Source organism: Maricaulis sp. W15, from assembly GCF_001924955.1.
Lineage (GTDB): Bacteria > Pseudomonadota > Alphaproteobacteria > Caulobacterales > Maricaulaceae > Maricaulis > Maricaulis maris.
On the sequence record NZ_LQXG01000010.1, the window covers coordinates 21640 to 29485 of the forward strand.

Annotated in this window: 6 protein-coding genes; 5 read left to right on the top strand and 1 reads right to left on the bottom strand. The window is 65.9% G+C overall.

What is annotated here, in order from left to right:
• Window positions 1-7 precede the first annotated feature (7 nt).
• Complete coding sequence (locus tag AWH62_RS05445; RefSeq protein ID WP_158025571.1) at window positions 8-1936, bottom strand: flagellar hook-length control protein FliK; 1929 nt, start codon at window positions 1934-1936, stop codon at window positions 8-10.
• A gap of 385 nt (window positions 1937-2321) precedes the next feature.
• On the opposite strand from AWH62_RS05445, the gene AWH62_RS16970 reads away from it, so the two are divergent.
• The 5 genes from AWH62_RS16970 (at window position 2322) to AWH62_RS05465 (ending at window position 7306) form a co-directional block, all read left to right on the top strand.
• Window positions 2322-2483: a hypothetical protein gene (locus AWH62_RS16970; protein ID WP_158025572.1), complete on the top strand. Its 162-nt coding sequence runs from the start codon at window positions 2322-2324 to the stop codon at window positions 2481-2483.
• A complete protein-coding gene (gene flgK, locus AWH62_RS05450; protein WP_075189480.1) occupies window positions 2474-4615 on the top strand; it encodes a flagellar hook-associated protein FlgK in 2142 nt (713 codons plus the stop codon). Before AWH62_RS16970 ends, flgK begins: the two co-directional genes overlap by 10 nt.
• Window positions 4616-4629: 14 nt before the next feature.
• Window positions 4630-5544 (top strand): flagellin, encoded by a 915-nt coding sequence (locus AWH62_RS05455; protein WP_075189481.1) that lies wholly within the window; start codon window positions 4630-4632, stop codon window positions 5542-5544.
• A 112-nt stretch (window positions 5545-5656) separates the two neighbouring features.
• Complete coding sequence (gene mnmA / locus AWH62_RS05460; protein ID WP_075189482.1) at window positions 5657-6874, top strand: tRNA 2-thiouridine(34) synthase MnmA; 1218 nt, start codon at window positions 5657-5659, stop codon at window positions 6872-6874.
• 45 nt (window positions 6875-6919) lie between these two features.
• A complete protein-coding gene (locus AWH62_RS05465) occupies window positions 6920-7306 on the top strand; it encodes a hypothetical protein (RefSeq protein WP_143742940.1) in 387 nt (128 codons plus the stop codon).
• Window positions 7307-7846 lie beyond the last annotated feature (540 nt).

Genomic DNA, 7846 nt, shown 5'->3' on the forward strand with positions numbered 1-7846 from the left:
TCTACTCCTAGACCTGCACATCGACGCCGGAGCGTCCGGACAACAGGAAGCCGTAGGCCGAGCGCGGGCGGGATGCGAGTTCATCCTCCGCGCGCTGCGCCAATTCAGTGGTTTGTGCGAAAATCGGCAGGGCCTCACCTTGGCCGCGACCGTCATCGCCGGTCGGGGTCTCGCCGTCATTCATCTGGAAGCTGAGCCCGTCCTCGTCGAGTTCGAGTCCCGCCTCGGCCAGCGAACGCTCAAGGTCGCGCGCCGAACGCTGCAACTCGTTGAGGGTCTCCGGACGTTCGACGGTGAGCACGGCGTGCACACGATTATCGGCGCGCAATTCGATGCGGACATCGACCTTGCCCAGCTCGGCCGGGTCAAGGCGGATATCGAAGACGCGATTGCCGTTCGAGACCTGTTTGGTGATCTGTCCGGCTAGTTGCTGGGTCGTGTGCGGCGTGAAGCGGGGCGTGTTGGTGGCCGAGCGATCGGCGGCCATGCGCCCGTCGACGCGCGACAGGTTGAAATCCGTCTCGGCCTGCATGGCGGCGTCTGCCGCTGCCTGGTCGGGATTCACGACGGGTTGGGGCTGGGCGCCGGTCTGCAAGCCCGCCGGCGGCGTGATCGGGGCACCGCTCTGGGCGGCGGTCGGGAGCGCGTCCTTGCCGGCCGTCAGGGTGGCCGCCGGATCGGCGGAGGACGATGTCGGGCTTGGCGTTCCGGTTGCCGGATTGCCGCCATTGCTGCCAGTGCCGGAATAGCCGGACTGGCCACCATTGGCACCGGCATTGCCGGCTTGTGACAGGCCGCCGGTCGGCCGGGCGGCGAGGCCGCTTGCGGTCTGGATGGCCGGGGCATCGCTACCGCGCTGGCGCAACGGCGCGTTCTCGCTGGCATTGACAGCCGCCGCGGCCTGTTCCGGCGCGCTTGCACCCGTGGTGGGGGTGGCGGGCGCCGCTGAGACGGCCGGATTGCCTGTTGCCCCCGGTGCTGGCGCGTTCAGGCCGGCGGCCGCGGCTGGCGGCTTGGCGAAGGGCGTCGGCTTGACGTCGACATGCGCACTGTCAGCTGCAGTGCCGGACTTGGCGGCATCGGGTTTGGCGGGCTGGCTGGCGACGGCGGTCGCGACCGGCACCGGCCCGGAACGGGGGGCCGCTTCGTCAGCAATGGGCGACACCGGCGACGGCGTTGTCGGTGCGGCGGGCAGAACCGGCGCTTCGCCCGAAATCGCTTGTGTCTGGACCGCAGCGGTTTGGCCTGTCGCGGGCTGGCCTGTCGTGGCTTGGCCGGTCGTGGCTTGGCCTGTCGCGGCCCGGCCTGTCGTGGCGTGGATTGTTGCGGCGGGTGCGGTTGCGCCAGGCATTGTCGGGGCCGGCGTCGCGGCCGGACCGGCAGGTGATGTCGCGGCCTGAGCCGGTGCTGCGGAATTGGCGGCGACCGGCTCGGGCAGAATGATTTCCGATACCGGCTTGTCGGCGGAAATGGCCTTGTCCGAGGCCGCCGCCGGAGCGGAGACCGGAGCGGCAGTCGGTATTGCCGGGTCGATCACGTCCTGGACGGGCATTGCGGGCTTGCTGCGCGTCGGGCTGACGGCTGCAACCGGCGTGACCGGCACAACGATCTCTCCGGCCAGCACCGCATCCGACGGTTCATTGGCGGCCGGCACGCCTGCCGGGCTGGCGCCGGCGATTTCCAATGGCAGCGGCGAGGCAGAGGTCAGCGCGCCGCCGCGCACCGTTCCGGGCGTTGCCGGAGCGGTCGTGGCCTGGGCTTGGGCCTGATTGGCATTGACCAAGAGCGCGAAGGGCGATGTCGCCGCCACGCCGCCAGGCTGACCCGTGCCTTGCGTCTGCGGACCACCGGACGATGTTGCGGCCGGCTGCGCAGTCGCGCCACCGTTTCCGCCCGTCATGGCCAGCAGGTTCGCAGTGTTCAGGTCCAGCGTCATGGCGCCCTTCGTCGGCATCAAGGCGCACGTCACGCCTCGTCTCGAAGTCATGTTCGCAAGCCGTGTGCCAAGGTGCCCTCCATCTATCTAATTGATTTACCGTATTAATTTTGAGGTAACACCTTGCGGTGGGCAGGAACGTCCGGTCGGCCTTGCCCGCCGGTGGGCGCAATTTGCCGGGTCGCCGGCTTGGCATGGCGATCAGGGGGCTGGCGCGCGTGTGAGTCCCTATGACCGCGCGTGATCGCGCGCGCGATCTGCGGGTGCGAGGTCCGGTCGCCGCGTTTTTCATCCCTTGGAGTGTGGGGACAGCATCTGGCCCGCTGCTTGCGATGGTTAAGGCATGCCCGGGCAGTTCCTGTGCGGGCCGGAATTCGGAAAGCGCATGAAAAAGCAAATGAAGGCAAACGGTTACGGCGTGGAAGGCCCTGTGGAGGCGCCCTTGGGGGTGGCCGCCTCGCTGGGCAATGCTTGCCGCATTGACGGCAGAATCCGCCGCAACCGCCTCGTTTTTGCCGACTGCGCAGGGAGCCAGCCATGTCATTGAGCGGTATTCTCGGTAACGCCCTGTCGGGGCTTCAGGCCAGTCAGGCCGGCTTGCGTGCGTCGTCCAACAACGTCGCCAACGTCAACACGCCCGGCTATGCCCGCACCATTGCCAGTTTCGAAGCCCGCAATGTCGGCGGCGTCGCCATGGGCGTCCAGGTCAACGGGATTGTCCGCATCGTCGATCGCCATCTGCAGCTGACCTCGCTGCGCTCGATCTCGGAAGCCAGCGTCACCGCGACGCAGGCCAATGCGCTCGACCGCCTGCAATCGCAATTCGGCAATCTCGACGATAGTGGCTCGATCTTCGCCCGCCTCAACTCGGCCTTTGCCGGCCTGTCGCAAGCCAGCGTCGACCCGACCCTGTCGGTCTCGCGCCTGTCGGCAACGGCCGATCTGGACAGCTTCTTCACCGAATCCGAGCGTCTGTCCGGCGAGATCCGCGCCCAGCGCATGGAAGCCGACGCCAAGATCAATGCCACGCTGCAACGCTCCAACGAGATCCTGCGCGAGCTCTACGAGCTGAACGCCAATGTCCAGAGTGTCTCGGCTGGCGGCGGCGACAGTTCCGGCGCTGAAAACCGGGTCTCCGAACTGCTCGATGAATTGTCCGAATACATGGATGTCCGCGCCGACTTCCAGGGCGACGGCCGGGTTGTCCTGCGCACCACGGACGGCGTCCTCCTGCTCGACAATTATCCGGCCAACCTGACCTACAAGGTCTCCGGGTCCGGTTCCTACGGTGTGGAGTATGGCAAGATTTATGCGGAATCGCCGAATGGCGGAAATCCGCAGGAACTCGACAGCCATATCCAGTCGGGCGAGCTGCGGGCGCTGATCGACCTGCGTGACCGGACGCTGCCGGACGTTGCCGAGGAGCTGGCCGAGATGGCGGCCGGTGCCGCCGACGCGCTTAATGCGGCCCATAACGATGCGGCGGCCTATCCCGCACCGCAGACCCTGACCGGCCGCAATACCGGGCTGGACGCCGCCGATGCCCATAATTTCACCGGCGCGACCACGCTCGCCGTGGCCGACAATACCGGTCAGCTTGTGCGCCGCGTTGATGTCGATTTCGATGCCGGAACCTATTCCGTGGATGGCGGCGGTGCGGTCGCCTTTGGCGCGACAGTCGGCGATCTCGCGACGGCCCTCAACACCGCACTGGCCGGGGTCGGCACGGCGAGCTTTACCAATGGCACGCTCAGCGTCGCCGCTGACTCGGCCAATAATGGCGTCGCTTTCCTGCAGGACGAGACCACGCCGTCGGATCGTGGCGGCCGTGGCCTGTCGCACTTCTTCGGCCTGAACGACCTGGTCCGCAGCGACGTGCCCGGTTTCTTCGAGACCGGCCTGTCGGGCACCGATCTGCACCAGTTCTCGACCGGCACCTCGCTCAATTTCCGCATGGACACCACCGACGGCAAGACCGCGGGCAGCTACACCATTCCGATGGTCACCGGCGAGACCGTTGACGACATCGTCACCGCACTCAACGACCCTGCCACCGGCATGGGCCGCTATGTCACCTTCTCGCTCGACGGCAATGGCAAGCTCTCCTACACGGCCAATGCCGGTTATGAGGGCTATGAGCTGTCGCTGACCGGCGATGATACGGCGCGCGGCACGTCCGGCGTCGCCTTCTCGAAACTCTTCGGGGTCGGGCTGGAAGCCAAGGCGGCGCGGGCGGAGGCCTTCTCTGTCGACAAGGCGATCCGGGCCGACAGTTCACGCCTGGCGCTCGGCAAGCTTGATATCGATGCGGCCACCGTGGTCGGCGACTACGTCCTGGCAGCCGGTGACAATCGCGGCGGGGCCGGTTTGCAGGCGGCCCTGTCGGCGCCGCGGACCTTCAACGCCGCCGGCTCCCTGTCGACCTCGACGGCCAGCCTGGGCGATTATACCGCCCGGATCGCCGGCACGATCGGCTCACGCGCCGCCCGCGCCGAAAGCGAGGCCGCCTCGGCGGCAACCCTGCAGGCGACCGCCGCCCAGAAGCGGTCCGATGTCGAAGGCGTCAGCCTGGACGAGGAATTGGCCGCGATGACGCTCTACCAGCAATCCTACAATGCCGCCGCGCGCATGCTGCAGGCGGCCAAGGAAATGACCGATACCCTGATGGGCATCGTCTAGGAGGCAATGACGACATGACCCGTGTTTCCACCTTCGCCGCCAACCAGAGCGCCTTGATGGACCTGATGAAGGCCCAGAAATCCCTGCTCGACGCCCAGAAACAACTCACCACCGGCAAGTTGGCGACCGATCTCAAGGGCGTCGGCCACCAGGCCGAGACCCTGTCGGCGACCCGCGCCGCCCTGCAGCGCGCCGATGCCTTTGAGGAAGCGGCCGTTCGCACCGAGGCGCGACTGGAAAGCCAGGACATCGCGATGGGGCGGATGGCCGATGCGATCACGGATTTGCGGCTGGCGGTCACGTCCAAGGATGGCGACTACACGATGCACCAGGTCCGCGAGGCCTTCTACCAGATCTCCAACTCGCTCAACACGCAGCATGCCGGCACCTATATTTTCGGCGGCACCCGGACCGATACCCCGCCGGTGGCAACCAATGATATCAATGATCTGGTGGCGATGGGCACCGCCAGCGAGGCCTTCGTCAACAATGATCGCCGTCCGCAGGTCCAGCTCGACCAGAACCTGACCATGGAGACCGGCATGCTGGCCAGTGATGTCGGTGGGGAGGTGTTTGACAGTTTCAAGCGCATTGCCGACTTCAATGCTGGCGCCAACGGCCCCTTCGGCCAGCCCTTGAGCGCCGCCCAGGAAAGCTTCCTCAATGGCGAGATCCAGAACGTCATCACCGCGCTGGACAATCTCTACACGAAGATCGGTGAAAACGGCGCCGCCCAGGCGAATGTCGAGACCATCAAGAACTCGCATGCCGACCGCCAGGTTTTCCTGCAGCAGATGCTGTCGGATCTGGAAGATGTCGACATGGCCGAGGCCGCGACGCGTTTCCAGGCGGCCGAAACGGCGCTGAACGTGTCCGCCAAGACCTTCGCCTCGCTGAGCCAGGTCTCGCTGTTGAACTTCCTGCGCTAAGGGGGGAAAGGGCGCGTGGGCGCCGGGCCTCTTACTTTTGCCACGACGACGGCGTATACACCCGCCTCCAACAACCGTTTGCTGCGGGCCTTGACCCCGCTGGAGGCGAAAGATGACGACCACAGATACCGGCCGCGCCCGTGCGCAGGCCGATGACCTTATTTCCCGTTTGGGCCTCGCCGGCGATCCGCTGGGGCTGGGTGGCCAGCCCGGCGATCACCGCGTCGTGGTGGCCATGTCCGGCGGTGTCGACAGCTCGGTGACCGCGGCGCTGCTGCATCATCTCGGCTATGATGTGGTCGGCGTGACGCTGCAGCTCTATGATCATGGCGCCGCCCTGGCCAAGAAGGGCGCCTGCTGTGCTGGTCAGGACATCTACGACGCCAAGCGCGTCGCGGAGGCCTGCGGCTTTCCCCATTATGTGCTCGATTATGAAAGCCGTTTCCGCGAAGCCGTGATCGAGGAATTTGCCGACACCTATCTGGCCGGCTTCACGCCCATTCCCTGCGTGCGCTGCAACCAGACCGTCAAATTCGCCGATCTTTTGACCACGGCCCGCCAGCTCGGGGCTGTGTGCATGGCAACGGGGCATTACATCCAGCGTGTCACGGGCGAAAACGGGCCGGAGCTGCGCCGCGCCGCCGATACCGGCAAGGACCAATCCTATTTCCTGTTCGCGACCACGCATGAGCAGCTCGACTTCCTGCGCTTCCCGCTGGGCCATCTGAACAAGGACCAGACGCGCGAACTGGCCGAGGCCTTCGGTCTCATCGTCGCCGACAAGCCGGACAGCCAGGACATCTGCTTCGTGCCCAATGGCCGCTATGTCGATATTGTCGAGAAAGTCCGCCCCGGCGCCTCGCGTCCGGGCGAGATCGTGCATGTCGATGGCCGGGTATTGGGCACACATGAAGGCGTGATCCGCTACACCGTCGGCCAGCGACGCGGCCTCAAGATCGCCGTCGGTGATCCGCTCTATGTCGTGCGTCTTGATGCCGAAAAGGCCGAAGTCGTTGTCGGTCCGCGCGAGGCGCTGGAAGTCGATACGATCGCCCTCAAGGAGATCAACTGGCTCGGCGATGAGGCCCCGCTGGACGGCGCGGCCGTGCAGGTGAAGGTCCGCTCCACCCGCCCGCCCGTCCCCGCTGCCCTGTCGGTCAATGGCGATGATGTCCGCGTGGTGCTCGCCAAGGGCGAGGAAGGCGTGGCGCCGGGCCAGGCTTGTGTCTTCTATTCGTCCGACGACGAAGACCGGGTGCTGGGCGGCGGCTGGATCACCAGCACCAGCGGCGGGAGTGGCGGCTCGTCCGGGGTGAGGTTGATCGGCTGAGGAGGCGCGGCCCAAAAGCCGGTCGCAGCTATGGAGGTGAGTGTTTTGGATGAGATGACCGGTATGTCGGTTGTGATCCATCTCAACCCCGAGATGGTTGGGCCGGATGTGAAAGTCCCGGCGGATGGTGTGCGTCTGGACATAACACGGTCCGGCGTGGCGATTGTCGGACCAAGCCAAGAGCTGCACGGCGGTTTCGCCTTTCACGAAGACATCGCGCAGTTGGTGGCTGACAAACGGCTGACCGGTGAAGTGTTTATCTACCCGTCATTGGGTGGACATGCCTTGGATCTGGATGGGGATTTTGTCGTTCTTGCTGCAGTCGAGAAGAGTAGCAGTGCGGACCAACCTGCCCCCGTGGTGGTTCGGTCTATCGGTGTCGGGCGGTTCGAGCCGATTGTGCAGCGCCCTCGGGCGCGCACTGATCCATAACTCCCTTGTCAGCCCGGGCCCCCGCTTTCGCGGGCGCTGGCTCCTGGCCTGCGAAAGATGACCAGCGAGAGCGTCGCGAACCCCACCGCCAGCGCTCCCCCTTTTTCATTTTTCCCGGAGGCGCGCAGCGCCATCCGGGACCGACGGGAGACTCATCGCTTGCCGGAGGCTTTCGTTGGTCCCGGCTCTCCGCCCCGCTTTTGCGGGGCTGCGGCGGGGAGAAATGTGCTTTGGTTCGCGAGGGGCGGCACGTGGTAAAATCCAGCGCTGAAGACGCGGATACGCTCACCGGCCACCCCTGGCTTGTCATCCCGGGCGGAGCCCTGACTTGATCAGGGCGAAGACCCGGGACCCATCAGCCCGGTGCGGCCAGCTTTCGCGATAATGGGTCCCGGATCTCCGCCCGGCTCGGGGCCGGGCATCCGTCCGGGATGACACCAGGATAAGACTCGCTCGGCCCCATCGCCCCTTCTTCCCCACTCGTGGGGAAGAAAAGTGGGCGTTTATCCCCGCCCTGCGCTTCAAAAACCGTCATCCTGA